Origin of the sequence: Catellatospora aurea, assembly GCF_042663325.1 — a bacterium.
Taxonomy (GTDB): domain Bacteria; phylum Actinomycetota; class Actinomycetes; order Mycobacteriales; family Micromonosporaceae; genus Catellatospora; species Catellatospora aurea.
Map to the genome: position 1 here is coordinate 16,049 of NZ_JBHTAC010000034.1, position 25,255 is coordinate 41,303.

Below are 25,255 nucleotides of genomic sequence, written 5' to 3' on the forward strand. Positions count from 1 at the left end.
ATCACAGGCCCGCGCGCCGCGACTGCCCCCGCTAGGCTGCACGGCGGACGACCGGGGAGAGGACGAACGGGTGGACCTGGACGCGTACGTGGCCGAGCACCGCGGCGAGTGGCGGCGCCTGGAGGTGCTGAGCCGTCGGCGCAAACCGACCGCGGCCGAGGCCGACGAGATGGTGCTGCTGTACCAGCGGGTCGCCACCCACCTGTCCGTGGTGCGCAGCCGCACGCCGGACCCGGCGCTGGTGGCCGAGCTGTCCCGGCTGGTGCTGTCGGCCCGCGCGGCGATCACCGGGGCGCAGCCGGTGGACTGGCGGCGGGTGCCCCGGTTCCTGGCCCACGACCTGCCGCTCGCCTTCTACCAGGCCCGCCGCTGGTGGATCGCCTCCGCCGTGTGCTTCCTGCTGGTGGCGGCGGCGGTGGCGGCCTGGGTGATCGGGGACCCGACCCTGCCCAGGGCCTTCGGCATGTCCGAGGCGGACATCGACAGCCTGGTGAACCACGACTTCGAGAGCTACTACAGCGAGAACTTCGCGCCGAACTTCGGCCTGCTGGTGTGGACCAACAACGCCTGGATCGCCGCGCAGTGCCTGGCCGCCGGGGTGCTGCTGCTGCCGGTGGCGTTCATCCTGTGGCAGAACGCCCTGAGCATCGGCATGGTCGCCGGACTGATGATCGGCAACGGCCGCGGCGACCTCTTCTTCGGCCTGATCGCCCCGCACGGCCTGCTGGAGCTGACCGCGATCTTCGTGTCGGCCGGGGTCGGCCTGCGGGTCGGCTGGGCGTGGGTGGTGCCCGGACCGCTGCTGACCCGGGGACAGTCGCTGGCCGCGGCCGCGCGGCAGGGCATCACCGGCGCGGTCGGCCTGGTCGGCGTGCTCGCCGTGGCGGGCCTGCTGGAGGCGTTCGTGACGCCGTCGTTCCTGCCGCTGATCGTGCGGGACGCGATCGGCGTGCTGGTGTGGAGCCTGTTCCTGGCGTACGTCTTCGTGCTGGGCCGCCGCGCCGAGCGCGCCGACCTCGTGCTCGCCGTCGACGGCCCGGACCGGGCCGCCGCCGCTCAGAGCCGGCCGGTGCTCTTCAAGGCGAGGTAGACGTCGGTGACCTGGCTCGCGAATGTGTCCGCCGGGAAGTCCAGCACCTCCACGCCGTACTTGGCCAGCGCGGTGCCGAGCTTCTCCCGCTCGGCCAGCGCCCGGGTGCCCGCCGCGGCGGCGTAGACCTCGTTCGCGCCGTGCAGCGGGGTGGCGGCGAGCGCGTTCAAAGCCGGGTCGTGCACGGCGGCGATGAGCACCTTGTGCCGCGCGGCCAGCCGCGGGAGCACCGGCAGCAGGCCTTCGCCGAGCGCCCCGGGCTCCAGCGCGGTGAACACCACCACCAGCGAGCGTTTGCGCTCCCGGCGCAGCACCTCGCTGGTGATCAGCTCGAAGTCGGTCTCCACCATCGCCGGGTGCAGCGGGGCCACCGCGTTGATCAGGCGGGGCAGGGTGGCGCGGCCGTGCGAGCCGGCCACCACCGCGCGCACCCGGTGGTCGGCCGCGATGAGGTCGACCTGGTCGCCGGCCTCCTGCGCCACCGCGGCCAGCAGCAGCGCGGCGTCCATGGCGGCGTCGAGGCGGGGCTCGTCGCCGACCCGGACCGCGCTGGTGCGGCCGGTGTCCAGCACGCACACGATGCGCCGGGAGCGCTCGGGCCGCCAGGTGCGCACCATGACGTCGCGCCGCCGGGCGGTGGCCCGCCAGTCGATCGAGCGCACGTCGTCGCCGGGCACGTACTCGCGGAGCACGTCGAACTCGGTGCCCTGGCCGCGGCCCCGGATCGCGGTCGCGCCCTCGACGGTGCGCAGCCGGGCCAGTTTCTCCGGCAGGTGCTTGCGGGACGTGAACCGGGGGAGCACCCGCAGCGTCCACGGCGGCCGGTGGGCGGCCTGGCGCACGGCCAGCCCGAGCGGGCCGTGGCAACGCACGACGACCTGCTCGGCGGCGCGGTCGCCGCGGCGGGTGGGGGTCAGCGTGGTGGTCAGCGTCGCCGCCTCGCCCGCGGCCAGGACCAGCGGGTGGGCGTACGGCGCGGCCCCGGCCGAGGGCACCCAGGCGTCGCGCACCAGCAGCCGGGCGTCGACGCCGCTGCGGTTCGCCACGGTCAGCGCGGCGGCGACGTCCTCGCCGAGCCGCACCACGGCTCCCGGGGTCTCCCGCCGCACGGTGATCCGGCGCGGGTCGGCGGCCATCGCCCAGTCGGCGAGCACGGCCGCCGCGACGAGCGCCAGCAGCACGCCGGACAGCGCCCACGGCGCGACGCCGTACAGCGCCGACAGCACGCCGACGACCGGCGCGCACAGCGCGGCCAGCAGGGCGGCACGAGCGGTGGGCACGCCGCCCTACCGCGGGGTGGGCACGGAGGCGAGCACGGCGTCGAGGACCGACTCGGCGGTGACCCCCTCCAGCTCCGCCTCGGGCGTCAGCCGTAGCCGGTGCCGCAGCGTGGGCCGGGCCATCACCTTCACGTCGTCCGGCGTCACGTGGTCGCGGCCGCCCAGCCAGGCCCACGCCTTCGCGGTGGCCAGCAGCGACGTCGCGCCACGGGGCGAGGCACCCAGCTCCACCGACGGGGTGGCCCGGGTGGCCCGGCAGACGTCCACGATGTATCCCAGCACCGGCTCGGTCACGGTGACCCGGCCGACCGCCTCCCGCGCCGCGGCCAGCTCGACCGGTCCGGCGACCGCCTTGATGCCGACCGCGCCGAGGTCGCGCGGGTCGAAGCCGGCGTGGTGCGCGCGCAGCACTCCCAGCTCCTCCTCGCGGGCGGGCAGCGGCACGGTCAGCTTCAGCAGGAACCGGTCCACCTGCGCCTCGGGCAGCGGATAGGTGCCCTCGTGCTCGATCGGGTTCTGCGTCGCGGCGACCAGGAACGGCTCGGGCAGCGCCCGGGTCACGCCGTCCGCGGAGACCTGGCGCTCCTCCATGACCTCCAGCAGCGACGACTGGGTCTTCGGCGGCGTCCGGTTGATCTCGTCGGCCAGCAGCAGATTGGTGAAGACCGGGCCGGGCCGGAACTGGAACTCCGCGCTGCGCGGGTCGTAGATCACCGAGCCGGTCACGTCACCGGGCATCAGGTCGGGCGTGAACTGGATGCGCTTCATCTCCAGGTCCAGGGCCGCGCCGAGGCTGCGTACCAGCAGGGTCTTGGCGACCCCGGGCGGGCCCTCCAGCAGCACGTGCCCGCGGCACAGCAGGGCGATGACCAGCCCGGCGACGACGCCGTCCTGGCCGACCACCGCCTTGGCCACCTCCGTGCGCAGCCGGCCGAGCGCCTCGCGGGCGGGTTCGGCGTGCTCGGTAGTCAACGGCTCGGTCACCGGTGCTCTCCTTCTTCGACAGGTCGTGCGGTCACGTGTTCGACCAGGTCCCGCAGCTCCACGGCGCGGGTGTGCAGCTCTTCGTCGGTCTCCGGCGGCGGCCCGTAGAGGATCTCGCCGAGCCGGTGCGCCTGCTCGCCGGTGCGCGCCTGCAGCGCGGGCAGCAGCGTCTCGGACTCCGCCGTGGCGGGCAGGCCCAGCGCCACGGCCAGCCTGCGCCGGGCGGCGGCACGCAGCGTCTCCAGCGCTGGGCCGCGTGCGCGGACCCGCCGGTAGAGCCGTCCCCGTCCGGCCGCGGTCTCGGCGGCCGGCACCTCGACCGGCAGCGCCTCCGGCACAGGCGGGCCCAGCCGCCGGCCGCGCGCCAGGACGATCGTCAGCGTCGCCGCCAGCAGTGTCACCACCACCCAGAACAGCCAGTCGGGGAACGGGCTCGGGCCCTCCTGCCGCTCCGGCTGCTCGGCCTGCGGCCGGGGGCTCACCTCGGTTCGCGGCCTCGGCGGCGTCGGCGGGACCGCCTCCCGCTCGTGCAGGTCGAGCCAGACCAGGGTGCTCTTCGCGCTGAGCAGGTCGAGCGCGAGCCCGGTGTTGTCGTGCTCGGCAGCCCGGACCGCCCGGAACGGGTCGGCGCTGCCGACGAGCACGAACTCCACGCCGTACTCGAAGACCCGGACCACGCCGCCGTCGTAGCAGCTCTCGACCGTGGCGACCGAGTCCTCCCACCGCGCGTAGCGGGTCCGCACCACGGTGGCCGGACCGGCGTCGGTCAGCCTGCAGTCCGCGCCGCGGCCGGTCACGCCGGTCGCCCAGCGCCGCCGGGCCGTCCCGAGCGTGTCGACGGACTGCCCGGTCTCGCTGCTGTCCGGTTCCACCAGCACCACGCGGGTCCGGTCAGGCAGCCAGGACAGCCTGCTCAGCTGGCCCCGGTACGGGTAGCCGGGGGTGGGCACGAACAGCGTCGCGTCCCCGCCGGCGGCCTCCACCGCGTCGAAGGCCTCGTCGCTGCCGGTGACCCGGCGGATCGTCACGCCCCGGGCGCGCAGCTGCTCGGCCAGCTCGGCCGCGCTGTCCGGGCCGTCGCCGACCGGCGACAGGTACGCCGGGTCGGACGGCGACGGCTCCTCGACCCCGTGCGCGATCACCGAGAAGCCGAGCAGCGCCACGACCGGCAGGAACGGCAGCACCAGCCGCCAGCGGCGGCGTCGGGTCCGGGCCGTCATCGTCCACCTCGCACCAGTTCGTGCACGGTGGCCAGGTGGCCCCGCATCTGCTCGTCGTCCGCGGCGGTCGCCGGGCGCTGGGCGTACCAGATGCCGGAGAAGACACCCGTCGCGCTCTGCAGGGCGGGTCCCAGCTCCGGCCGGGCCCCGCCGGCGGCGCGCGCCAGCTCGGTCACCGTCCAGCCGGGCACGTGCTCGACGACGCCCCGGTCGACGAGTTCGCGCACCATGGCCCGCAGGCGCTCGCGCACCGCCTCGGCCCAGCGGCCCTCGGCCGCGTAGCGGTCGGCCTGGGAGAGGTAGACCTCCGGCGCCAGCGCGGGCAGCTCCTCCACCCCGGTCTCGTCCTCGTCCGGATCGGGCCGGTCGTCGGCCGGCTCGGTGTACGACACCGACTCGTCGGCGTGTTTCGCCCGGCGCATCCGCCAGCGTCTGGGCAGCCAGCCCGGGTAGGTGAACCACAGCACCGCGACGATGGCCGCGAGCAGCAGGAGCAGCGGCGCGGCCAGCCCGAACGGGACGACGTCGTCGAAGGCCGCGACAAGTTCGTTCCATCCGCGCATCAGCGGGCCGCCAGCATCTCGGGGCCGGGCTCGCGGTGCCGGGCGGCTCCGGTCAGCCACAGGTCGAGGCCCTCCTGCCGGACCCGCGACTCGATCAGCAGCGCGGCGTCCAGGGCCGCCAGGCTGGCGTACGCCAGCGTGTTGGCCGCGATGAGCAGCGGCACCAGCAGCCACTCCGCCGCCTCGGCGGACAGCGGCAGGTATCCCAGCCCGGCCAGCAGGCCCAGGAAGAAGGCGAAGCGGATGAGCAGCCAGGAGGCGTAGCCGATGATCCGGACGGCGGCCCCGCGCATGCCCCCGCGGAAGGCCAGCCCGGCCCCGCGCTTGAGCGCGCCGAACGGCCCGCGCCGCTCGATCGTCACCGCGACCGCGGCCAGCCCGAACAGCGGGTATCCAAGCAGCCACACCGGGCCGAGGAACGCCCCGAGCGCCGCCGGCACCGCCGCGACCAGGCCCACCAGCGCGATCGAGGCACCCTGCCGCCGGCGGTCCTGCCAGCGGCTCCGGGGCACCGGCTTGCCGGTGACGGCGGCGACCGCGGCCCGGCCCGCAGGCGCACCGAGCCAGGCGATGATCAGAGCCTCCAGGCCCGCCCCGGCGGCCAGCAGCACCCAGTAGCCACCGCTGAGGTCGGGCACGCCCTCGCTGAGGCGGATGTCCAGGCTCAGCCGTCCGGGCACCAGCACCGCCTGCTCCAGCAGAGCGAGCACTGCGGCGGTCACCAGCAGCGCGGCGGCGCGGCGGCGTACCAGCTCGGAAGCGGTGTCCAGCAGCTCGCCCAGGGTGAGCGGGCGCAGCGGCAGCGCTTCGTCACGCGGCAGCCGGCGCGCGGCCGAGGGCGCGGCGCGTTCCAATCGTCGCTCCGAGGGGTGTCGGCGGACCGTGGGGGAGTCTCCGCACGATACGGGAGACGGACCATGTTCCGGGGGTGGCGGAGGCCGCCGCCATCCTGGCACGGCGTGGCCACATACGTGGCCCCTACCCTGGCCGATCGGACGAGATCCGTGAAGCGGGTTCGTGTCTCGGCGGATGGGATGGGATATTGGACGGCATGAGCGAGCCGATGACGCCGAGGTTTACCGCATGAGGGCCCGTGTCCTGGTGGTGGACGACGATCCCGCGCTCGCCGAGATGCTCGGCATCGTGCTGCGCAGCGAGGGGTTCGTGCCCGCGTTCGTCGCCGACGGCGAGCGGGCCCTGGCCGCGTTCCGCGAGGCGCGTCCCGACGTGGTGCTGCTGGACCTGATGCTGCCCGGCATGAGCGGGCTGGACGTCTGCCGTGCCATCCGGGCCGAGTCCGGCGTGCCGATCGTGATGCTGACGGCCAAGAGCGACACCGTCGACGTGGTGCTGGGCCTGGAGTCCGGGGCCGACGACTACGTGGTCAAGCCGTTCAAGCCCAAGGAGCTGGTGGCCCGGGTGCGGGCCCGGCTGCGCCGGGGCGAGGACGTCACCCCCGAGCTGCTGACCATCGGCCCGCCGGACAACCAGATCATCATCGACGTGCCGGCGCACACGGTGACCCGCAACGGGGCCGAGGTGAAGCTGACCCCGCTGGAGTTCGACCTGCTGGTGGCGCTGGCCCGCAAGCCGCGCCAGGTGTTCACCCGCGAGGTGCTGCTGGAGCAGGTGTGGGGCTACCGCCACTCGGCGGACACCCGCCTGGTGAACGTGCACGTGCAGCGGCTCCGGGCCAAGATCGAACCCGATCCGGAGCGCCCGGAGATCATCTTGACCGTGCGCGGCGTGGGCTACAAAGCCGGCACCAGCTAACCTTGTCCGACCGTGACCACCCCCACCCCCACCCCTGTTGAGCTGCCCGAACCCCGCGAGGCGGGGGTCGGGCAGCCTGCGGCCGTGTCCGGGCGCGCCGCTGCAGCGAACGCCGCGCTCAAACGGCTGGTGAAGCGGACAGCCCGGGTTCCCGCCCTGCGCCCCGCGGCGCGGCGGCTGGCCCCGGGAGTGCGCCAGGCCCGGCGGATCTGGCGGCGCTCGCTGCAGCTGCGCATGGTCACCATCACCCTGCTCTGTTCCAGCGTGCTGGTCGGCGGCTTCGGCTACCTGATCGCCAAGAGCAGCACCGACGACCTGATCAAAGGTGCCCAGGCGGACGCGGAACACCAGTTCGTCAGCGGCCGCGACAAGGCGATCGAGCAGATGGTCGCCATCCCGAACTCGGAGAGCCCCGGCACGCCGGCGGAGATCACCAACCTGCTGCGTACGCTCGCCGGCGGCCAGGATGGTGTCGTGGTGATCATGCGGTTCACCGACGAGCAGGTGCCGTCCCTGCCTACGGCCGGGCTGTCCTGGCCGCAGGGGCTGAAACTGGCGGACGCCGTGCCCGTCGAGCTGGAGCGTGAGGTGCTCGACGGCTACCGGGCTCATCAGTACTTCACTGCGGATCTCGGCGACGGCACGCACACCTTCCTCGGCCTGGGCTCGCCGGTGACTACGCCGAAGTGGGACGCAGGCTCGGTCGAGCTGTACTACCTCTTCCCGGTGGACACCGAGGCGAAGGTCGCGGGGTCGATCCAGTCGACGATCATGTTCGTCGGCGTGGCGCTGGTGCTGCTGCTCGGCACGGTCACCGCACTGGTCACCCGGGCCACGGTCAGCCCGGTGCGGGTCGCCGCCCGCACCGCGCAGCGCCTGTCCGCGGGCCTGCTGGACCAGCGCATGGTGGTCAACGGCGAAGACGAGATGGCGCTGCTCGCCGACGCCTTCAACCAGATGGCTGCCAACCTGCAGCGCCAGATCGTGCGCCTGGAGGAGATGTCCCGGCTGCAGCGGCGGTTCACCTCTGACGTGTCACATGAGCTGCGTACCCCGCTGACCACGGTGCGCATGGCGGCCGATCTGCTCTACTCGCAGCGCGAGGACTTCGATCCGGCTTCGGCGCGCAGCGCCGAACTGCTGCAGGCGGAGCTGGACCGGTTCGAGGAGCTGCTCACCGACCTGCTGGAGATCAGCCGGTTCGATGCCGGTTTCGCGATGCTGGACTCGGAGCCGACTGACCTGGTCACCGTGGTGCGCCGGGTGACCGAGCGGCTCGAACCGGTGGCCGAGCGGGTCGGGGTGAGCCTGGAACTGGTCGCGCCGGATCCGCCGATCATCGCCGAGATCGATCCGCGCCGGGTGGAGCGCATCCTGCGCAACCTGGTCGGCAACGCGGTCGACCACGGCGAGGGGCGGCCGGTGACGGTCACCCTGGGCCTCGACGCGCGTGCCGTGGCGATCACCGTGCGGGATCACGGCGTGGGGCTGAAGCCGGGCGAGGAGAAGCTGGTGTTCAACCGGTTCTGGCGGGCCGATCCGTCGCGGGCCCGGCAGACGGGCGGTACAGGCCTCGGCCTGTCGATCAGCCTGGAGGACGCCCGCCTGCACGGCGGCTGGCTGGAGGCGTGGGGCGCGCCGGGACACGGCGCGCAGTTCCGGCTGACCCTGCCCGTCCGGGCCGGAGGCCGGCTGTCCAACTCGCCGCTGCCGCTCATCCCGGCAGACCACGCCGTGGTGCGCCAGCGCATCGAATCCGCCGAGGTGACGGCATGAGCGAACGAATCGGCAGGCTGGTGGCCGGCGCGACGGCCGCCCTGGTCACGGTGGCACTCGCCGGGTGCAGCATCGGTCTGCCCGACGGCGTGGTGCGGGACGGGCTCGGACCGTCGGCCGCGCCGGGGCAGGTCGACTCCGCCCGGGCCGACCCACCGCGCTGGAGCCCGCACGAGGACAACCCGGTCGAACTGGTGCTGCAGTTTCTGGAGGCCGCCGCTGGGGACCACGCCGTCGACGGTAGCCGCGCCACGCTGATGACGCAGGTCGAGCAGTTCGTGGCCGAGGACAAACGGCCCGAGTGGAACCCGGGTCCGGATCTCGCGCTGGTCCGCATGGAGGGCACCCCCAGCCGCCGTGATGACAAGGGTGTCAGCACAGTCGACGTGACGTTGCGCTATGTCGGGTCGCTCACCGCCGAGGGCCGGGTGATCGAGCACCCCGGTAGCACGCGCAAGTTCAGCTTCCAGTTCGACCGCGGCCCCGACCAGGAGCTGTTCATCAAGAACCCGCCGGACGAGTTGCTGCTCAACGTCGACCGGCTCGAGACGTACTACCGGCGGCTGCCGATCTACTTCTGGAACAGCGACGGCACGTCGCTCGTGCCCGATCTGCGCTACCTGCCTCGGGCGGTCGCGCCCGAGCAGGTGAACAACCGCCTGGTCGACTGGCTGCTGCAGGGACCGTCGGACTGGCTGAAGCAGGCCGTGGCCGATCTGCCCGGCGACGCGAGCCGGGTGGACAACATCGTCAAGGACGGCCGCCTCGTCAAGGCGAACCTGGCCATGACCGACCCCGACGTGAATCTTCGCGCGCTCGGCCAGCAGCTCTACTGGACGCTGGCCGAGCAGCGCGACGAAATGCTGAACCTTCAGGTCAACCGCAGCACCATCACCATCGGCTTCGACGACGCCAAGGCGTTCCTGGTCTCCTCCGCGGTGAACTCCGCCGATCCCCAGCAGTACGCCGTGCGCGACGGGAAGCTCGTCAGGCTCGGTACGGCCGGTGGCGAGCTGCTGGACCCGACCGGGAACAACAATGTGCTCGCCGCTTCCGTGGCACGTGGTGAGAAGGCGTTTGCCCTGGTACGGGAGGTGAGCGGTCGGCTGAGGCTGTTCATCCGGGGCAAGGACGGACTGATGCATCCGGTGGGCATCCCGGACGTGCCGAGGCCGAAGTCGATGTCCGCGCCCATCTGGCTGGACCGGTCCTCCAGCGTCGCGCTGGTCGTGGTCGACGGCAAGCTGTACACGGTGACCACCGAGGGCCCGGTCGCGACCCCGGTCAACAGCCAGCGCGTCCCCGGCGACATCACGGCGCTGACCGTGGCGCCCGACGGGCGGCGGCTCGGGCTGGTGCTGAAGGGGCGGCTTTATGTCGCCGGGTTGCAGCGGAAGGGCATCCTGACCGGTTCGTTCACGGTCGTTTCGCTGCGCCCGGTGCCGACCAGTCTCGACGGTGAGCTGCAGGGAGTGGCGTTCATCAGCGACACCGAGCTGGTGGCCGGTGCCGGCGGGGAGAAGGTGCGGCTGACCGAGGTGTCGGTGGACGGTGCCGTCGAGCAGGTGTTCGTGAGCGAGCAGGGCGGTGAGGTGTCGAACCTGACCGCCTACGTGCCCGACGGCGGGCGTGCCGACTTCAGCAGCAGGATCATGTTGGATGTGGGTCGCCATGCGTACCAGGCATTCAACGGTGGCGGCCGGGCGACCTTGTCGTCCCTGGCGAGCCAGGTCCAGCCCTCGTCGACCGCCTCGCCGTCACCTTCGTCGTCGGCCTCGCCGTCGGCCGGTGCACCGCGGGAGGCCGACGTCTGGGCGCCTTGCTACGAGGGCTGAGCCGTGCCGGTCGGGGCGCTCTGGCAGGCACTGGCCGATCTCGTGCTGCCCGCGTCCTGCGCCGGTTGCGGCGGGTCCGGGCAGACCTTGCGCCATGAGGTCTGCGCCGGCTGCGCCCGCGCGGTCGAGTCGCTGCGTGCGGCACCGACCCGCCCCGACCCGGCTCCGGCGGGGCTGCCCGCCTGCGTGGCGCTGGGCGAGTACGACGGGCGGCTGCGGGAGCTGATCCTCGCGTTCAAGGAGCGCGGCCGGCATCGGCTGGCCCGGCCCTTGGGCGCGCTGCTGGCCGAGGCGGTCGCCGCGTCCGCCGCCCCGGAACGCCCGTTGCTGCTGCTGTACGTCCCCGACACGGCCGAGGCGGCCCGCGCGCGGCACGGTGACCACATGCGGGCGCTGGCCCGGTGCGCGGCCGAGCGGTTGCGGGAGGCCGGTCGGCGGGTGGAACTCGCCGCGCCGCTGCGCGCCCTGCCGAAGGCCGATTCGGCGCACCTGTCGTCGGCCGAGCGGGCGGCAGGCGCTGCGGGGGCGTTCACGTTGCGGCGCGGGGCGCTGGAGACGGCGAGGCGGGCCGCGCCCGGGTCCGTGACGGTGCTGCTGGACGACATCGTGACCACCGGGGCGACCCTTGCCGCAGCATCTTCGCTGCTCGCAGGGGCGGGCGTACGTGTCGACACGTGCGTCACGCTGGCCGCGACACGCCGGTACCTGCCGCACCGCGCAATATGGCCGTAATCTTCGGATAATGGCTGGATCGATGCTGGGTGACGGCTCCGTGACGCGCGGTACCGAAAGGGCGAATCTCGTCAAAACAGTCTTGGTACAAGGGATGACGAGTGGCTGACAAGAGGCTAGCGTCAGAAGCCAACCACCTGATGGAGGTCACCGCTCAGCGGTGAACGAGAGCGTCGGAAGGGGCTTACAGAAGTGCGCCCCGGACACCAGTTGCCGGGGTGTTCCGCACTCGGACAGACCGTGGGAGGTCAGGCGTGGACATCGAGGTCAAGGGTCGTAATGTCGAAGTTCCGGATCATTTCCGGGTTCATGTGGCCGACAAGCTGCAAAAAGTTGAGCGTTACGACCAGAAGATCATTGAATTCGACGTCGAGCTAATCCACGAGCGCAACCCGCGCCAAGCTGATTCCTGCCAGCACATCGAGATCACCTGTGTCACCCGCGGCCCCGTGATCCGCGCCACCGGTGCCGCCAGCGACTTCTACTCCGCACTCGACGAGGCCGTTGAGCGGCTCGACCGCCGCCTGCGCAAGGCCGCCGACCGCCGCCGGGTGCACCGCGGCCGTCGCGCCCCGGTCTCCGTCGCCGAGGCCACCGCGAACCTGGCCATGTTCGAACCCCCCATGGGCGGCACCGCCACCGCCACGCTCGCGCGCTCCGCCAACGGCGCGGGCGGACCGATGGACGCCCTGGAGGACCAGGACCAGCCGTGGCACATCGTGCGGGAGAAGGAGTTCTCCGGTGAGCCGATGACAGTCGACGACGCCCTGTACCAGATGGAGCTGGTCGGGCACGACTTCTACCTGTTCCACGACAAGGACAGCGGGCGGCCGTGCGTCGTCTACCGCCGCAAGGCGTACGACTACGGGCTGCTGACGCTGGCCTGGTGAACAGCCGATAGGCAGGTCTCGGCCTGTCCCGTCCGCCGGATGGGACAGGCCGATCTTCGTGTCAGCGGTGCTTCTCGGCGATCCGCACGTACTGGATGTCGTCGATGCGGGTGCCGTCGCGCCCCGGCAGCCGGGCTTTGAGCGTGCCCTCCAGCTCGAAACCGGCCCGCTCCAGCACCCGCCGCGAGGCCTCGTTGTAGGGGAACGTCCCGGCGACCACGCGCACCACGTCCGCCTGCTCCATCGCCCAGTCGCTGAGCAGCCGGGCCGCCGCGGTGGCGAACCCCCGGCCGCGGTGCTCCGGGCGCAGCGCGTAACCGAGGATCGCCTGCTGCAGGAAGCGCTCGTGGTAGTACAGGCCGATCTCACCGGCGAACGCGCCGCTCTCCGCGTCCAGGATCACGCAGGTGGCGCGGGTGCCGGCCAGCCAGTCCGACTCGGCGGTGGCGCAGCGCTCGCGCACCCCGTCCAGGGTGGTCGGGCCGCCGACGTTGCTGCGGGCCACCTCGGGCAGCTCGGCCAGCGCGAAGTAGTCCTCGGCGTCGGCCGGGGCGATCCGGCGCAGCCGCACCCGCCCGTCACTCAGCTCGCCGTCCGGGAACTCGGGCAGGCCGGGCGGCACCGGGCCGGGCGGGTCGGTCGCCAACCTGACGAAGACCACGTAGTCGCCGGGGGAGCCGTCGCGGCGGGGGGCCGTGCCGCGGCGTACGCCCTCGCGGGTGAAGCCCGCCGCCAGCGCGACCCGCTGGCTGGCCGCGTTCGCCGGCACCGTGAGCAGCTCCATGCGGTGCACGCCCAGCGTGCCGAACGCCCAGTCGGTGATGGCCCGGGTCACCGCGGTGGCCACACCCCGGCGGCGCGCCCACGGCGCGACCCAGTAGCCGACCTCGGCCTGGCGGCGGTCGGCCTGCAGATGGCTCAGCCCGGCCCCGCCGAGCACCTCGTCGGTGACCGGGTCCACCACCGCCCAGGTCGCCTCGCCCTGCTGCCAGGTCGCGGGCGACCCCTCGGTGATCCACCAGCGCGCGTCCTCCGCCGTGTACGGGGCGGGCATCTGCGCCATGAAGTGCGCCGTCACCGGGTCGTCGCAGGCCTCGCGCAGCTGCTCGGCATCGCGCAGCCGCCACGGCCGCAGGCGCACCGTGCCGCCGTCCAGCGTGAACGGCTCCCGGGCCTCGCTCATGCGCTCTCCTCGTCGAGGTCCTCGGCGACCATGGCCGCGGTCCACGCGTCGCGGCGCTCGCCGCGGTGGGCGCAGCCGCTGCGCTGGACACCCTCGTAGCGGAAGCCGGCTTTCTCGGCCACCCGGCGCGAGCCGTCGTTGCCGACGTACGCCTTCCACTCCACCCGGGCCAGGCCGAGCTCGCGGATGCCCCACTCGGCCACGACGCGCAGCGCGGCGCTCATGTAGCCGTGGCCGCGGGCGTGCGGCGCGGTGAGGAAGCCGACGTCGGCGACCTGCGGGTCGCCGGAGACGCGCAGGTCGATCTGGCCCACGTAGGCGTCGTCGGCGTCCGCGAGCACGAACGCGGCGCCCTGCCGGCGTTCCCACCAGCCGGGGGCGTAGCCGGTCACGAAACCGACCGCCTTCTCGTGGTCGTAGCCGAGCGGAACGGTGGTCCAGCGCAGCGTCTCCTCGTCGAGGCAGGCGGCCAGGACACCGGCCGTGTCGCCGAGTTCGGCGGGTCGCAGCGTCAGCGGGGCACCCTTGTCGGTGACGGTGCGCAGGACCGGTTGGGGGTTGTCGTACGGGTCGGTCATGGCCCCACCCTGGCATACGGTCCTGGGATCCGGCATCGGAGATTCCCCGCTCAGGTCAGCGCGACCAGCACGTCCCGGTGCTCGTCGACGAGCTGCCGGGGCAGCAGCCGGTGATCCACGAGCTGGTCGACGGCCAGCAGCGGGCCGGTGGTGGTGCGGTGGTCGACGATGCGCTGGGCCTGCTCCAGGCTGATCCCGGGTACCCGGGCCAGCACCTCGGCGGGCACGCCGTTCACGTCGACGAGGCCGCCGTCGTCGAAGGTGGGGGCCAGGTCAGGCCGGCCGATGTGCAGCCGCCGGGCGATGTCGGGATACTGGGTCAGCAGGCGACGCGCCTGCTCCCGGCGTACCCGCAGCTCGATGGCCTGCACCAGGGCGGCGGCGGGCTGGTGGCGCGGCTTGTCCAGGCCGAGGAAGAGGCCCTGCGCGACGCCGCCGACCCACATCACCAGCACCGCCATGAGCGAGATGTCGTCGCCGGTGGTGATCTGCTCGGAGCTGGGGTCCCCGGACATCCACGCGACCACGGCCAGGACCAGGTAGGCGACGGCGGACAGGCCGATCCGCCAGCTGCGCCGGTACGCGGCGAAGAATCCCATCACCGCGAAGGCGGCGAAGCCGCAGGTGAGCAGCGGCACCGCCGCACCCACCGCGGCGAGCACGATGCGTTTGGTCCCGGCCGAGTCCGACTCCGGGGCGCGCACCGGGACCGGGTACGGCGCCCACAGCGGCATCCCGTACGGCGTCCAGCCGCCGGCCGGCGGGCCGATGTGGCCGGGCGGGACCGGCTGCGGATAGGGCGGCGGCAGGAAACCGGCGGGCGGTCCGGGACGTGGGCCGGGCACCGGCGCCGGGGCATGCGGGTGCCCCGCGGGCGCGGTGGCGGGGTGCAGCAGTGCCGGGTCGCCCTGCAGGATGGACCGGTGCAGCTGCTGCAGCCGCTCGCCGGGTTCCACCCCGAACTCCTCGGCCAGCAGCGCGCGGGCGTCGCGGTACGCGGCCAGCGCCTCCGCCTGCCGGCCGCACCGGTAGAGCGCCAGGATCAGCAGGTGGCGCAGCCCTTCCCGGAGCGGGAATTCGGCCACCAGCTCCACCAGCCGGGTCGCCGCGTCCACGTGTCGGCCCAGTTCGAGCTCCAGCTCGACCATGGTCTCCAGGGCGGCGGCGCGGCTCTCCAGCAGCCGCTCGCGGGCCGCGTCGAAGGCCGGTCCGGGCAGGCCGCCCAGCGGCTCGGCCCGCCACAGCGCCACGGCGTCGCGCAGCACCGCGACGGCTTCGAGCAGCCGCCGCTCGGCGCGCAGCCCGTGCGCGCGGGACAGCTGCCGGGCGAAGACGTCCGTGTCGAGGCTGCCCTCGGCCGCCGACAGCACGTAACCGGCCGGGGTCAGCGTGATCAGGCCGCCCGGGTTGCGGGGCGAGTGCTCGGGGTCCAGCGCGCGGCGCAGGCCCGCGACGTACTTCTGCACCACGTTCGGCCCGTTCTCGGGCGGTTCGGACTGCCAGACCGCGTCGATGATGGCGGCGGGGGCGACCGGCCGGTTGGCGTGCAGCACCAGCATCGCCAGCACCGCCCGCTGCTTACCGGGTCCCAGGTCGAGTTCCGTGCTGCCGTGCCACGCCCGCAGGGGGCCCAGCAGTTCGAAGCGCAGCGGTCGGTCGGTCACGGTCCCCCCTGTCTGCTGGCGCGGGCGACACCTGCCCGAGCGGCGTTGACCTGGACTGACGTGATCACGGCAGCCGGAGCGCAGCAGTCGGCAGCATAGCGGCAGCGCGGCGGCCGCAGGGGTGGCCACCATGGTCACCGTTGGCGGAGCGGCCCGGCCCGGAGTCAGGGGGTACGGGGGCGGCCGGCGCGGCGTGCGACGTCGTGGCGGTCGTCTCCCCGGCGGCCGGTTCCGGGCGCCCGCGAACGACCCCGAACGGCGCGACGGCGGCTCGAAGGTTTGTAACTTCGTGCCCGATTCTGCCGGTTCGCTTCCCCGGGGGTGACGATTCGCCGTGCGATGCGCCTACGATGGGTCGGCAGACTGTCTAGGGAGCGATGAACACCCGTGTCGATTTTCGAGAAGATCCTCCGTGCCGGTGAGGGGCGGATGCTCCGCCGGCTCAAGGCCATCGCCGACGCCGTCAACTCCATCGAGGAGAACTACGTCGATCTGAGCGATGCCGAGCTGCGGGCACTGACCGACCAGTACCGTGAGCGTCTCGCCGACGGGGAGACCCTGGACGACCTGCTCCCCGAGGCGTTCGCCACGGTGCGTGAGGCCGCCAAGCGGGTGCTGCACAAGCGCCACTACGACGTGCAGATCATGGGCGGCGCGGCCCTGCACTTCGGCAACATCGCCGAGATGAAGACCGGTGAGGGCAAGACCCTCGTGTCGACCCTGCCGGCCTACCTCAACGCGCTGGCCGGCAAGGGCGTGCACGTCATCACGGTCAACGACTACCTGGCCCAGCGTGACGCCGAGTGGATGGGGCGCGTGCACCGCTTCCTCGGCCTGACCGTCGGGACGGTGCTGCCCAACCGCCCGTCCGACGAGCACCGCGCGGCCTACGAGTGCGACATCACGTACGGCACGAACAACGAGTTCGGGTTCGACTACCTGCGCGACAACATGGCCTGGTCGGCCGCCGACATGGTGCAGCGCGGCCACAACTTCGCGATCGTCGACGAGGTGGACTCGATCCTCATCGACGAGGCGCGCACCCCGCTGATCATCTCCGGCCCGGCCGAGCAGTCGCAGCGGTGGTACGGCGAGTTCGCCGCGGTGGTGGCCCGGCTGGAGCGCGGCAAGGACGGTTCGGGCGACTACGAGGTCGACGAGTCCAAGCGCACCGTCGCCGTCACCGAGCGCGGCGTCTCGCGGGTCGAGGACCGCCTGGGCATCGACAACCTGTACGAGTCGGTGAACACCCCGCTGGTCGGCTACCTGAACAACGCCATCAAGGCCAAGGAGCTGTTCAAGCGCGACAAGGACTACATCGTCTCCGACGGCGAGGTCCTGATCGTCGACGAGTTCACCGGCCGCATCCTGCACGGCCGCCGCTACAACGAGGGCATGCACCAGGCGATCGAGGCCAAGGAAGGCGTCGAGATCAAGCAGGAGAACCAGACCCTCGCGACGGTCACCCTGCAGAACTACTTCCGCATGTACGAGAAGCTGTCCGGCATGACCGGCACGGCGCAGACCGAGGCGGGCGAGTTCAACAAGGTCTACAACGTCGGCGTGGTGAGCATCCCGACGCACCGTCCGATGGTCCGCCAGGACAAGTCGGACGTCATCTACAAGACCGAGAAGGCGAAGTTCCAGGCGGTCGTCGAGGACATCGCCGAGCGCCACGCCACCGGCCAGCCGGTCCTGGTCGGCACGGTCTCGGTGGAGAACTCCGAGATCCTGTCGCAGCTGCTGCGCCGCAAGGGCATCCCGCACGCGGTCCTCAACGCGAAGTACCACGCCCGCGAGGCGGAGATCATCGCGCAGGCGGGCCGCAAGGGCGGCGTCACGGTGGCCACCAACATGGCCGGTCGTGGCACGGACATCCTGCTCGGCGGCAACGCCGAATTCCTCGCCGCGGCGGAGCTGCGCCAGCGGGGGATCACCGAGGAGGAGAACGGCGACGACTACTACAAGGCGCTCGAGGAGATCCTCCCCACCTGGGAGGAGGCCTGCGCGGCCGAGGCCGAGGAGGTCACCGGCGCGGGCGGCCTGTACGTGCTGGGCACCGAGCGGCACGAGTCCCGCCGCATCGACAACCAGCTGCGCGGTCGCGCCGGCCGGCAGGGTGACCCGGGCGAGTCGCGGTTCTACCTGTCGCTGCAGGACGACCTGATGCGCCGGTTCCGCTCCGGTGCGGTCGAGGCGGTCATGGACCGCTTCAACATCCCGGACGACGTGCCGATCGAGTCGAAGATGGTGACCCGCCAGATCCGGGGCGCGCAGACGCAGATCGAGGCCCAGAACGCCGAGATCCGCAAGAACGTGCTCAAGTACGACGAGGTCATGAACAAGCAGCGCCAGGTGGTCTATGCCGAGCGCAAGCGCGTGCTCGACGGCGAGGACCTGCACGACCAGGTCGACTCGATGATCGACGACGTGGTCGCGGCGTACGTCACCGGCGGCACCGTCGGCACCGGCAAGGAGTACGCCGAGGACTGGGACCTCGACCAGCTGTGGACCAACCTCAAGCAGCTGTACCCGGTCACCATCACGCTGGAGGACCTGGAGGAGGAGACGGGCGCCGAGCGCACCACCTTCGACCACGAGTTCCTCGTCGAGCGGATGAAGCAGGACGCGCACGACGCGTACGACCGCCGCGAGCAGCAGCTCGGCCCGGAGGCGATGCGCGAGCTGGAGCGCCAGGTGCTGCTGGCCGTCATCGACCGCAAGTGGCGCGAGCACCTCTACGAGATGGACTACCTCCAGGAGGGTGTCGGCCTGCGCGCGTACGCCCAGCGTGACCCGCTGGTCGAGTACCAGCGCGAGGGCTTCGACATGTTCGCCCAGATGATGGAGGGCATCAAGGAGGAGGCCGTCGGCTTCCTGTTCAACCTGGAGGTCCAGGTCGAGCAGGCGCCGGCCGAGCCGTCCTCGCCGGGCGTTCCGCTGCCGGACGGCGAGTCGCACGTCGAGGTCCGGGCCAAGGGCCTGGGCCAGCGGCAGCAGTCGCAGCGCGTGCAGTACACCTCGCCGACGATCGACGGCGCGGCGGGCGCGGGCTCGCCGCAGGTGCAGCAGGCTCCGGCGCTGGGCATCGGCAACGGTGACGGCGGCCGCAAGCCGTCCCCGCGTAGCGGTGGCCGCGGCGCGGTGGCCGCTCCGGCCTCCCGCAACAGCCCCTGCCCCTGCGGCTCGGGCAAGAAGTACAAGCGCTGCCACGGCGCTGCCTGACTCACCGACCGCAGCACAGCGAAGAAGGACCGGCCCGCGGGCCGGTCCTTCTTCGTATGGAGCCCGGGACGGGCGGCGCGGATCGATGGGGTGCAGCCGCCCGCCCCGGGAGTCAGAGGAGCACCAGGAGGGCGGTGCAGCGCCAGGTCGTGGTGTCGCGCTCCAGGCGGTACGCCACCGACCAGGTGGTGCGGCCGTCGCTGAGCACCGCGGCGACCTCGGCGACCCCCGGGCGGGGCTCGCAGGTGCGCAGCTGGCGACGGCGGACGGGGCGGCGCGGGGAGCCGGCGGGCACGGCCTGCCGGAGCGCGGCCAGCCGGCGCAGGCTGCGGGACAGCTCGTCGAGCACGGTGTTGGCCTCGGTGACGCGCAGCAGCGGGCGCAGCTGGCCGGGGGAGCGGAAGCCGTTGAACAGCTCCAGGCACAGGTTCAGGAAGCGCAGGGCCGCGGTGTGGCACTCGGGAGAGGCTCCGGCGACGGCCTCCGGCGGGATGATCTCGCTGGGCTCGGGCCGGGCCGGCCGGTAGGTGGTGGGGCGCAGCTCGTCGTCGAACGGCGGGTCGAGCGGGGGCGCGCGATGGATGCGGACGGATCCGGCCGGTACGGCGAGTGCCGTCATCGAGACCACCACCTCTGATCTTGAGTTTGCTTGAGTTTGCCTCCGTTTGACATTTGTAGCCTGTGTGCGAGGCATTGGTCAATGCCTATCTCGCGATCTTGGTGTGCGTGCGGGCCGCGCCGGGCTCAGTCCTCGCCGCCGGTCAGCGGGTTGTCCTTCACGTACTGCTGGGCCTCGTCGTAGAGCTCGGCGATGAACTCCTCCAGTCGGGACCGCTCCACCCGCCACTGGCCGCGCCCGCCCAGCCGGATCGCGGGCAGCTCGCCCCGCCGGACCAGCGCGTAGATCTGCGCCGTGGAGGTGCTGAGCTCCTCGGCGACCTGCTCCAGGGTGAGGAACCGGGGCGACGGCTGGGTCATGGCGGCGGATCTCCTGAATCGGGGCTGATTCTTGCGGTTGCTTCAGTTTGCCACCGGATGGTGTGACGCGGGAGTCCGGTGCCGTCGTGCGAGACTGTGCGCAGGCGAACGGGGACGGAAGGATCCGACGTGGCGAACGATCTCGTGAGGGTGTACCTGCCGGCGACGGTGAAGCTGGTGGCGACGTTGCGTGACGCCGACGAGCTGCCCGGCGCGATCGCGCACGCGGTGACCCCGGCCCTGCGTGAGTGGTATGCCGAGGGCGACGAGGAGGAGCTGGAGTACGTCGCCTTCATGCGGGCCGCCCAGGACGCGCTGCGCCTGCTGCGGGACGACCCGTCCGCGCCCCGGCGGCGCGTGGTGGTCTCCGCCGACGTGCCCGCGAGCCAGGTGATCACCGAGAGCCGGGATCTCGGCACCAGCTCGGTCCGGCTCGACGGCGCTGTGCGCCGCGCCGCGATCGCCGCGTTCCACGTGGACGAGCCCGAGGCGGAGCCGGTGGTGGCCGAGGCCGCCGAGGTGGTCGAGCGGGCCGCGGGCGGCGACCCGGACGCGCAGTTCACCGTCGACTCCGCCGAGGACCTGGACCTGCTCTGGTACGCACCGGAGGAGCTCGACGAACTCCTCCGGTGAGGGCGCTCAGTCCCGGACGGCCTTCGGCAGGCTCCGGCCGTACGCGATGGTCGTGGTGAGCGCGCCGACGAACAGCACGACCAGCCCGGTGTTCAGGCGCGAGGCCGCGATGAAGGACAGGATCTCGCTGTCGGCGGAGATGTCCGCCTCGGCGAGCGAGAGCAGCTGGGCGACGCCCAGCCGGGTGCAGAACTCGGCCACGATCAGCAGCAGCCCGGCGGCCGCGCCCGCGGCCAGGTAGACCGGCCACTTGGCGGTGTCCCCGCTGCGCGCGGCCGCGCGCCGGATGCGCCAGTACGCGGCGAGCCCGGCGATCAGGCCCGCGATGATCGCGGTGGTGCCGGCCAGCAGCCCGTTCGCGGAGTAGCGCTCGGCCGCGGTGTCGCCGCTGCCGAACGCGTTCAGCAGCGGAGTGGAGAACAGCGCCACCACGTTGAGGAAGATCAGCACCAGCAGCGCCGCGGACAGACCCGCCGCCATGATGCGGGCCGGGCGGATCGCGCCCAGCGCCCCGCCGAGCGCCCCGGCCACCCCGACGGCGACGGCCACCACGCCCACGGCGCGCGCCGACATGCCGTACGCGAGCAGGACGGCCCCGCTGGCCAACGTGCCGGTCAGCAGGCCGGCGGCGGTGCCCACGGCCCAGCGGCCGACGCCGCCCTCGGCCCACGGCTTGCGGCGGCCCAGCGCGAGCGTGGACCACAGCCCGACCGCCGCCCCGGCGAGCAGGTTGGCCTGGATGACCTGCGGCAGCAGGATCGCCGCCATGACCAGGCTCCAGTCGCCCGCCTCGCCGGTGAACGCGGTGCGGTAGAAGAGCAGCGTCACCAGGAGCCAGGCCAGGGCGGAGAAGGCCAGCCAGCCGGTTGTGAACGGCGCCCGCGGCGGGGTGGGCGCGGCGGGAGGCTCCGCGGTCTTGCGCGGTGACTCGGTGGACGTGGCGGTCGCGGGCTCGGTCATCGTGGTCTCCTGTTGGGCGACAGTGGGCCTGCCGACGGCGTGGTGCTCGCCGCGGCGGCCCCGTGTCGGAAGGGCCTGGACGGCTGGCGCGGGGCCACCGGTGGGACCGGTCCGGCCGACCGGCCCGCCGACGAGGCGGCAGGCGTGGCCGAGCGGGGTCCCATGCTCCGGCGACCTAGCCTAGCCAGGCCGGAGGGGTGGGTAGGCTGGAGCGGTAGGGCGGGCCCGGTGACCAGGACCGGAACGCGGTCGACCCGGTGGCCGCCGACCCGGTCACGGTCGAACGGATCACATGTCTGCCGCCGGGCCGGGCTGTGGCGGTACTTTGCGTGCAAGTATGCAAAGAACGTTGACGTACCTTCCGACCGGAGGAGCCATCGATGGACGCCGTATCCGTGGTGCCCGAGCCGCACAACGAGCCGGTGCACACCTACGCACCGGGCAGCGCTGAGCGATCCCGCCTGCACAAACGTCTCGGGGAGCTCGCCTCGGAGCAGCTCGAACTGACGATGACCATCGACGGGCAGCAACGTATGGGTGGCGGCAACGCGATCCACGTCGTCCAGCCGCACAAGCACTCGCATGTGCTGGGAGTCACCCACAATGCCACCAACGCCGATGCGGTGGCGGCGGTGACGGCCGCGAAGAAAGCCGCCCCTCTTTGGCGTGATATGTCCTTCGACGACCGCGCCGCGATCTTCCTCAAGGCCGCCGATCTCCTCTCCGGCCCGTGGCGCGACACCCTCAACGGCGCCACCATGCTCGGCCAGTCGAAGACCGTCCAGCAGGCGGAGATCGACTCGGCCTGCGAGCTGATCGACTTTCTGCGCTTCAACGTGCACTTCGGCCGCAAGCTGCTGGCCGAGCAGCCGGTCTCCTCGCCCGGCGTGTGGAACCGCTTCGACCACCGCCCGCTGGAGGGCTTCGTCTACGCGGTCACCCCGTTCAACTTCACCGCCATCGCGGGCAACCTGCCGGCGACCCCGGCCCTGATGGGCAACACGGTGGTCTGGAAGCCGGCGCACACCCAGCAGTTCTCGGCGCACTTCCTGATGCGGCTGTTCGAGGAGGCGGGCCTGCCCCCGGGCGTCATCAACATGGTGACCGGCGACGGCCTGGCCGTCTCCGAGGTGGCCCTGGCCGACCCGGACCTGGCCGGCATCCACTTCACCGGCTCCACCCGCGTCTTCCAGCACCTGTGGAAGCAGATCGGCGACAACATCGCCGGCTACCGCTCCTACCCGCGCATCGTCGGCGAGACCGGCGGCAAGGACTTCATCGTCGCGCACCCGTCGGCCGACCCGGCCGCGCTGGTCACCGCGATGGTCCGGGGCGCCTTCGAGTACCAGGGCCAGAAGTGCTCCGCCGCGTCGCGGGCGTACGTGCCGCGCTCGCTGTGGGAGGCGGGTGTGCGTGACCAGCTCGTCGCGGACACCGAGTCGCTGACGTACGGCGACGTGACCGACTTCCGCAACTTCGGCGGCGCGGTGATCGACGAGCGCTCGTTCGCCCGGCTGTCGGCGGCCCTGGAGAAGGCCAAGGCGTCGGAGTCCTGCGACATCATCGCGGGCGGCGAGGCCGACGACAGCACCGGCTACTTCGTGCAGCCGACCGTGATCGTCTGCACCGACCCGACCAACGAGGTGTTCACCACCGAGTACTTCGGGCCGATCCTGGCCGTCTACGTCTACGACGACGCGGACTTCGCCTCGGTCGTCAAGCAGATGGAGAGCGTCGCCCCGTACGCGCTGACCGGCGCGATCTTCGCCCAGGACCGGCGGGCGCTGGAGTGGCTGTCGCACGAGCTGCGCTTCGCCGCGGGCAACTTCTACCTCAACGACAAGCCGACCGGCGCGGTCGTCGGCCAGCAGCCCTTCGGCGGCGGCCGGGCCTCGGGCACCAACGACAAGGCGGGCTCCTGGCACAACCTGATCCGCTGGATGTCCCCGCGGACGATCAAGGAGACGTTCGTCCCGCCGACCGACCACCGCTACCCGCACATGGACACCGACCACCCGCGTCCGTGACCCGCTGACTACGCAGGGGCGGTATCGGCTTAGCGCCGATACCGCCCTTTATTCGGTATATGTCTGAGTTACCGTGGCTGCGTGCAGAGCTTCGGGGAGCAGGGTGGCCGCCTGACCTATGGCTCCTACCTGCGCGTGCCCGAGCTGCTGGCCCAGCAGGTGCCCCAGTCCTCGCCCGCCGCCCACGACGAGCTGCTGTTCATCACCATCCACCAGGCGTACGAGCTGTGGTTCCAGCTGCTGCTGCACGAGCTGGCCGACGCGCGGGACCGCATGCTGGCGGGGGAGAGCTACCTGCCCCGGGTGCGCCTCGAGCGCTGCCACGTCGTCGAGCAGCTGCTGGTGCAGCAGGTCGACGTCATCGACACGATGACTCCGCAGGACTTCCTCGCCTTCCGCACGCTGCTCGCGCCCGCGTCCGGGTTCCAGTCCAGCCAGTTCCGTGAGATCGAGTTCATCTCCGGGCTCAAGGATCCCGGCTTCGTGGACCGGTTGCGCGGGCTGTCTCCCGCTGAGGAGGCGCGGCTGCGCCGCCGGCTGGCAGAGCCGACCCTCTGGGACGGGTATCTGGCGCTGCTGGCCGCGCACGGCTTCGCCGTCGGCTCCGACGACGAGGTGCTGGCGGCGCTCGTCGCCGTCGCGCGCGACCGGGAGCGCCACGGCGCGCTGTGGGATCTGGCAGAGGCACTGATCGCCCACGACCAGGCATGGTCGCTGTGGCGGGCCCGGCATGTGCTGATGGCCGAACGCCAGATCGGGGCGAAACCCGGCACCGGCGGCTCCGCCGGCAGCCCCTACCTGCGCTCGCGCCTGGACAACCGCTTCTACCCGGCCCTCTGGTCCCTCCGCGCGGCCCTCTGACCCGCCCGCCACCGCGGGACATGGTCCAAGATCGTCCGATTTGCCGGGCAGCTGTGCGAAAAGCTGATCAAGATACGCACGACTGCCGGGCAAGTTGGACGATCTTGAGGATGTGGTCGGGGCCGGTCGCCGGATGTGGAGATCGTCGTTTCGGGTCAGGAAGTGGGGTGTGGGCCGAGGTTCTGACCGGAAACGGCGATCTTCGCCAAGATCTTGTGGACCAGGCTGCGAATATGTCGGGTTTGGGGTGATGGTGGAGGGGGTGGGCAAGATCGAGTAGGTGTGGGTGGGGCGAAAAAGGGGCGACACGCCGAGGGGAGAGATATCGGGCGGTTTGTGTTATCCCGTCAGGCGGGACTTCGGAGGCAGGAAACGGACATATTCCTGTCTGATCAGACAGTCGGAAAGGGACTGTCCGGCGGGGAATGTGCACTGTGGATGGGCCGATATCCTGGACAGAAGGCTGGGAAAGTGGCAGCGTTGAGTCATGGCAGAGGTAGGAATCAACGCTACTGCGGCGGCCGTGCTCGGCCTGCTGCACGATGGACCCATGACCGGTGGCCAGCTGATGGCCGCGGCCGAGCGCCGGCTCAGCCCGTACTGGTCGATGACCCGGTCCCAGGTCTACCGCGAACTGCCGGTCCTCGCCGAGCTCGGTTACGTCAAGCTCGGCAAGCCCGGCCCGCGGGCGAGCCAGCCCTACGCGATCACCGCGTCGGGCAAGCGCGCCTTCGCCCGCTGGCTGAACGAGGAGCCCGGCCGCGAGCTGGTGCGCAACCCGTACGCACTGCGTGTCGCGTTCGGATCCACGCACGCGACCAACCAGTTCGACTCGCTGCTAAACAGCGCCAACTCGCACCACACCGAGGCCCTCGCGGAAGCTCGTGAGCAGGCCAAGGAGGCCAAGAAGGAAGGCGACGACTTCACCGCAGCAGGGCTGGAGTTCGCCGTCGCCTACCACAAGGCCGCGCTGAACTGGCTGAAGACCGCCATCGCCAAGTAG

At 72.2% G+C, this 25,255-nt stretch carries 22 protein-coding genes; 11 read left to right on the forward strand and 11 right to left on the reverse strand.

Annotated elements, in window-relative coordinates:
- Nucleotides 1-70: 70 nt before the first annotated feature.
- Complete coding sequence (locus tag ACFQO7_RS26685) at nt 71-1,090, forward strand: stage II sporulation protein M (RefSeq protein WP_376808945.1); 1,020 nt, start codon at nt 71-73, stop codon at nt 1,088-1,090.
- On the opposite strand, the gene ACFQO7_RS26690 is transcribed toward ACFQO7_RS26685, so the two are convergent.
- Genes ACFQO7_RS26690 through ACFQO7_RS26710 form a run of 5 tightly spaced genes read right to left on the reverse strand, consistent with a single transcriptional unit; the run spans nt 1,057 to nt 5,991 of the window.
- Nucleotides 1,057-2,370, reverse strand: a complete 1,314-nt coding sequence (locus tag ACFQO7_RS26690; protein WP_376808946.1) for a DUF58 domain-containing protein — start codon at nt 2,368-2,370, stop codon at nt 1,057-1,059. The genes ACFQO7_RS26685 and ACFQO7_RS26690 overlap by 34 nt on opposite strands.
- Before the next feature lie 6 nt (nt 2,371-2,376).
- Entirely contained in the window at nt 2,377-3,354 is a 978-nt protein-coding gene (locus ACFQO7_RS26695; protein ID WP_376808947.1) for an AAA family ATPase, read from the reverse strand.
- Complete coding sequence (locus ACFQO7_RS26700; protein ID WP_376808948.1) at nt 3,351-4,574, reverse strand: DUF4350 domain-containing protein; 1,224 nt, start codon at nt 4,572-4,574, stop codon at nt 3,351-3,353. Before ACFQO7_RS26700 ends, ACFQO7_RS26695 begins: the two co-directional genes overlap by 4 nt.
- Entirely contained in the window at nt 4,571-5,137 is a 567-nt protein-coding gene (locus ACFQO7_RS26705) for a DUF4129 domain-containing protein (protein WP_376808949.1), read from the reverse strand. The genes ACFQO7_RS26700 and ACFQO7_RS26705 overlap by 4 nt, the downstream gene beginning before the upstream one ends.
- Entirely contained in the window at nt 5,137-5,991 is an 855-nt protein-coding gene (locus ACFQO7_RS26710) for a hypothetical protein (protein ID WP_376808950.1), read from the reverse strand. Before ACFQO7_RS26710 ends, ACFQO7_RS26705 begins: the two co-directional genes overlap by 1 nt.
- Before the next feature lie 229 nt (nt 5,992-6,220).
- Between ACFQO7_RS26710 and mtrA the strand changes: the two genes are divergently transcribed.
- From mtrA to hpf, 5 genes are all read left to right on the forward strand, one after another.
- Nucleotides 6,221-6,910, forward strand: a complete 690-nt coding sequence (gene mtrA / locus ACFQO7_RS26715; RefSeq protein ID WP_120316862.1) for an MtrAB system response regulator MtrA — start codon at nt 6,221-6,223, stop codon at nt 6,908-6,910.
- 129 nt (nt 6,911-7,039) lie between these two features.
- Nucleotides 7,040-8,686 carry an MtrAB system histidine kinase MtrB gene (mtrB, locus tag ACFQO7_RS26720; protein WP_376808989.1) on the forward strand — a complete coding sequence of 549 codons (1,647 nt, stop codon included), beginning with the start codon at nt 7,040-7,042 and terminating at the stop codon, nt 8,684-8,686.
- On the forward strand, nt 8,683-10,521 hold the full coding sequence (locus ACFQO7_RS26725; RefSeq protein WP_376808951.1) for an LpqB family beta-propeller domain-containing protein: 1,839 nt from the start codon (nt 8,683-8,685) through the stop codon (nt 10,519-10,521). Before mtrB ends, ACFQO7_RS26725 begins: the two co-directional genes overlap by 4 nt.
- 3 nt (nt 10,522-10,524) lie before the next feature.
- Nucleotides 10,525-11,253, forward strand: a complete 729-nt coding sequence (locus ACFQO7_RS26730; RefSeq protein WP_376808952.1) for a ComF family protein — start codon at nt 10,525-10,527, stop codon at nt 11,251-11,253.
- 254 nt (nt 11,254-11,507) lie between these two features.
- Entirely contained in the window at nt 11,508-12,143 is a 636-nt protein-coding gene (gene hpf, locus ACFQO7_RS26735; protein ID WP_376808953.1) for a ribosome hibernation-promoting factor, HPF/YfiA family, read from the forward strand.
- A gap of 61 nt (nt 12,144-12,204) precedes the next feature.
- Here hpf and ACFQO7_RS26740 read toward each other — a convergent pair whose 3' ends face one another.
- The 3 genes from ACFQO7_RS26740 to ACFQO7_RS26750 are packed head-to-tail and all read right to left on the reverse strand — an operon-like array spanning nt 12,205 to nt 15,568.
- On the reverse strand, nt 12,205-13,326 hold the full coding sequence (locus ACFQO7_RS26740; protein ID WP_376808954.1) for a GNAT family N-acetyltransferase: 1,122 nt from the start codon (nt 13,324-13,326) through the stop codon (nt 12,205-12,207).
- A complete protein-coding gene (locus ACFQO7_RS26745; RefSeq protein ID WP_376808955.1) occupies nt 13,323-13,904 on the reverse strand; it encodes a GNAT family N-acetyltransferase in 582 nt (193 codons plus the stop codon). Before ACFQO7_RS26745 ends, ACFQO7_RS26740 begins: the two co-directional genes overlap by 4 nt.
- A 50-nt stretch (nt 13,905-13,954) precedes the next feature.
- Entirely contained in the window at nt 13,955-15,568 is a 1,614-nt protein-coding gene (locus ACFQO7_RS26750; protein ID WP_376808956.1) for a BTAD domain-containing putative transcriptional regulator, read from the reverse strand.
- Nucleotides 15,569-15,955: 387 nt separating this feature from the next.
- Here ACFQO7_RS26750 and secA point away from each other — a divergent pair, with 387 nt between their 5' ends.
- The gene (gene secA / locus ACFQO7_RS26755) at nt 15,956-18,793 is read left to right on the forward strand and encodes a preprotein translocase subunit SecA (protein ID WP_376808957.1); all 2,838 of its coding nucleotides are present in this window, start codon (nt 15,956-15,958) and stop codon (nt 18,791-18,793) included.
- 112 nt (nt 18,794-18,905) lie between these two features.
- Here the strand turns inward: secA and ACFQO7_RS26760 are convergent, their stop codons facing one another.
- The gene (locus ACFQO7_RS26760) at nt 18,906-19,412 is read right to left on the reverse strand and encodes an Rv3235 family protein (protein WP_376808958.1); all 507 of its coding nucleotides are present in this window, start codon (nt 19,410-19,412) and stop codon (nt 18,906-18,908) included.
- A gap of 125 nt (nt 19,413-19,537) precedes the next feature.
- Nucleotides 19,538-19,771 carry a helix-turn-helix transcriptional regulator gene (locus ACFQO7_RS26765; protein WP_376808959.1) on the reverse strand — a complete coding sequence of 78 codons (234 nt, stop codon included), beginning with the start codon at nt 19,769-19,771 and terminating at the stop codon, nt 19,538-19,540.
- A 129-nt stretch (nt 19,772-19,900) separates the two neighbouring features.
- Here ACFQO7_RS26765 and ACFQO7_RS26770 point away from each other — a divergent pair, with 129 nt between their 5' ends.
- The gene (locus ACFQO7_RS26770) at nt 19,901-20,404 is read left to right on the forward strand and encodes a DUF6912 family protein (RefSeq protein WP_360522316.1); all 504 of its coding nucleotides are present in this window, start codon (nt 19,901-19,903) and stop codon (nt 20,402-20,404) included.
- Between the two features lie 6 nt (nt 20,405-20,410).
- On the opposite strand, the gene ACFQO7_RS26775 is transcribed toward ACFQO7_RS26770, so the two are convergent.
- Nucleotides 20,411-21,364, reverse strand: a complete 954-nt coding sequence (locus ACFQO7_RS26775; RefSeq protein ID WP_376808960.1) for a hypothetical protein — start codon at nt 21,362-21,364, stop codon at nt 20,411-20,413.
- Nucleotides 21,365-21,744: 380 nt separating this feature from the next.
- Between ACFQO7_RS26775 and pruA the strand changes: the two genes are divergently transcribed.
- The 3 genes from pruA (at nt 21,745) to ACFQO7_RS26790 (ending at nt 25,255) form a co-directional block, all read left to right on the forward strand.
- Nucleotides 21,745-23,391, forward strand: coding sequence for an L-glutamate gamma-semialdehyde dehydrogenase (pruA, locus tag ACFQO7_RS26780; protein WP_376808961.1), 1,647 nt, complete (start codon nt 21,745-21,747; stop codon nt 23,389-23,391).
- 81 nt (nt 23,392-23,472) lie between these two features.
- Nucleotides 23,473-24,252 (forward strand): tryptophan 2,3-dioxygenase, encoded by a 780-nt coding sequence (locus ACFQO7_RS26785; RefSeq protein ID WP_376808962.1) that lies wholly within the window; start codon nt 23,473-23,475, stop codon nt 24,250-24,252.
- Nucleotides 24,253-24,739: 487 nt separating this feature from the next.
- Nucleotides 24,740-25,255: a PadR family transcriptional regulator gene (locus ACFQO7_RS26790; protein ID WP_120316849.1), complete on the forward strand. Its 516-nt coding sequence runs from the start codon at nt 24,740-24,742 to the stop codon at nt 25,253-25,255.

Excerpts from the sequence above, each read along its gene's own strand:
- ACFQO7_RS26700 (WP_376808948.1), bottom strand. The coding sequence starts at position 4,574 with ATGACGGCCCGGACCCGACGCCGCCGCTGGCGGCTGGTGCTGCCGTTC.
- ACFQO7_RS26705 (WP_376808949.1), bottom strand. The coding sequence starts at position 5,137 with ATGCGCGGATGGAACGAACTTGTCGCGGCCTTCGACGACGTCGTCCCG.
- mtrA (WP_120316862.1), top strand. The coding sequence starts at position 6,221 with ATGAGGGCCCGTGTCCTGGTGGTGGACGACGATCCCGCGCTCGCCGAG.
- ACFQO7_RS26725 (WP_376808951.1), top strand. The coding sequence starts at position 8,683 with ATGAGCGAACGAATCGGCAGGCTGGTGGCCGGCGCGACGGCCGCCCTG.
- ACFQO7_RS26740 (WP_376808954.1), bottom strand. The coding sequence starts at position 13,326 with ATGAGCGAGGCCCGGGAGCCGTTCACGCTGGACGGCGGCACGGTGCGC.
- ACFQO7_RS26745 (WP_376808955.1), bottom strand. The coding sequence starts at position 13,904 with ATGACCGACCCGTACGACAACCCCCAACCGGTCCTGCGCACCGTCACC.
- ACFQO7_RS26760 (WP_376808958.1), bottom strand. The coding sequence starts at position 19,412 with ATGACGGCACTCGCCGTACCGGCCGGATCCGTCCGCATCCATCGCGCG.
- ACFQO7_RS26765 (WP_376808959.1), bottom strand. The coding sequence starts at position 19,771 with ATGACCCAGCCGTCGCCCCGGTTCCTCACCCTGGAGCAGGTCGCCGAG.
- ACFQO7_RS26775 (WP_376808960.1), bottom strand. The coding sequence starts at position 21,364 with ATGACCGAGCCCGCGACCGCCACGTCCACCGAGTCACCGCGCAAGACC.
- pruA (WP_376808961.1), top strand. The coding sequence starts at position 21,745 with ATGGACGCCGTATCCGTGGTGCCCGAGCCGCACAACGAGCCGGTGCAC.
- ACFQO7_RS26790 (WP_120316849.1), top strand. The coding sequence starts at position 24,740 with ATGGCAGAGGTAGGAATCAACGCTACTGCGGCGGCCGTGCTCGGCCTG.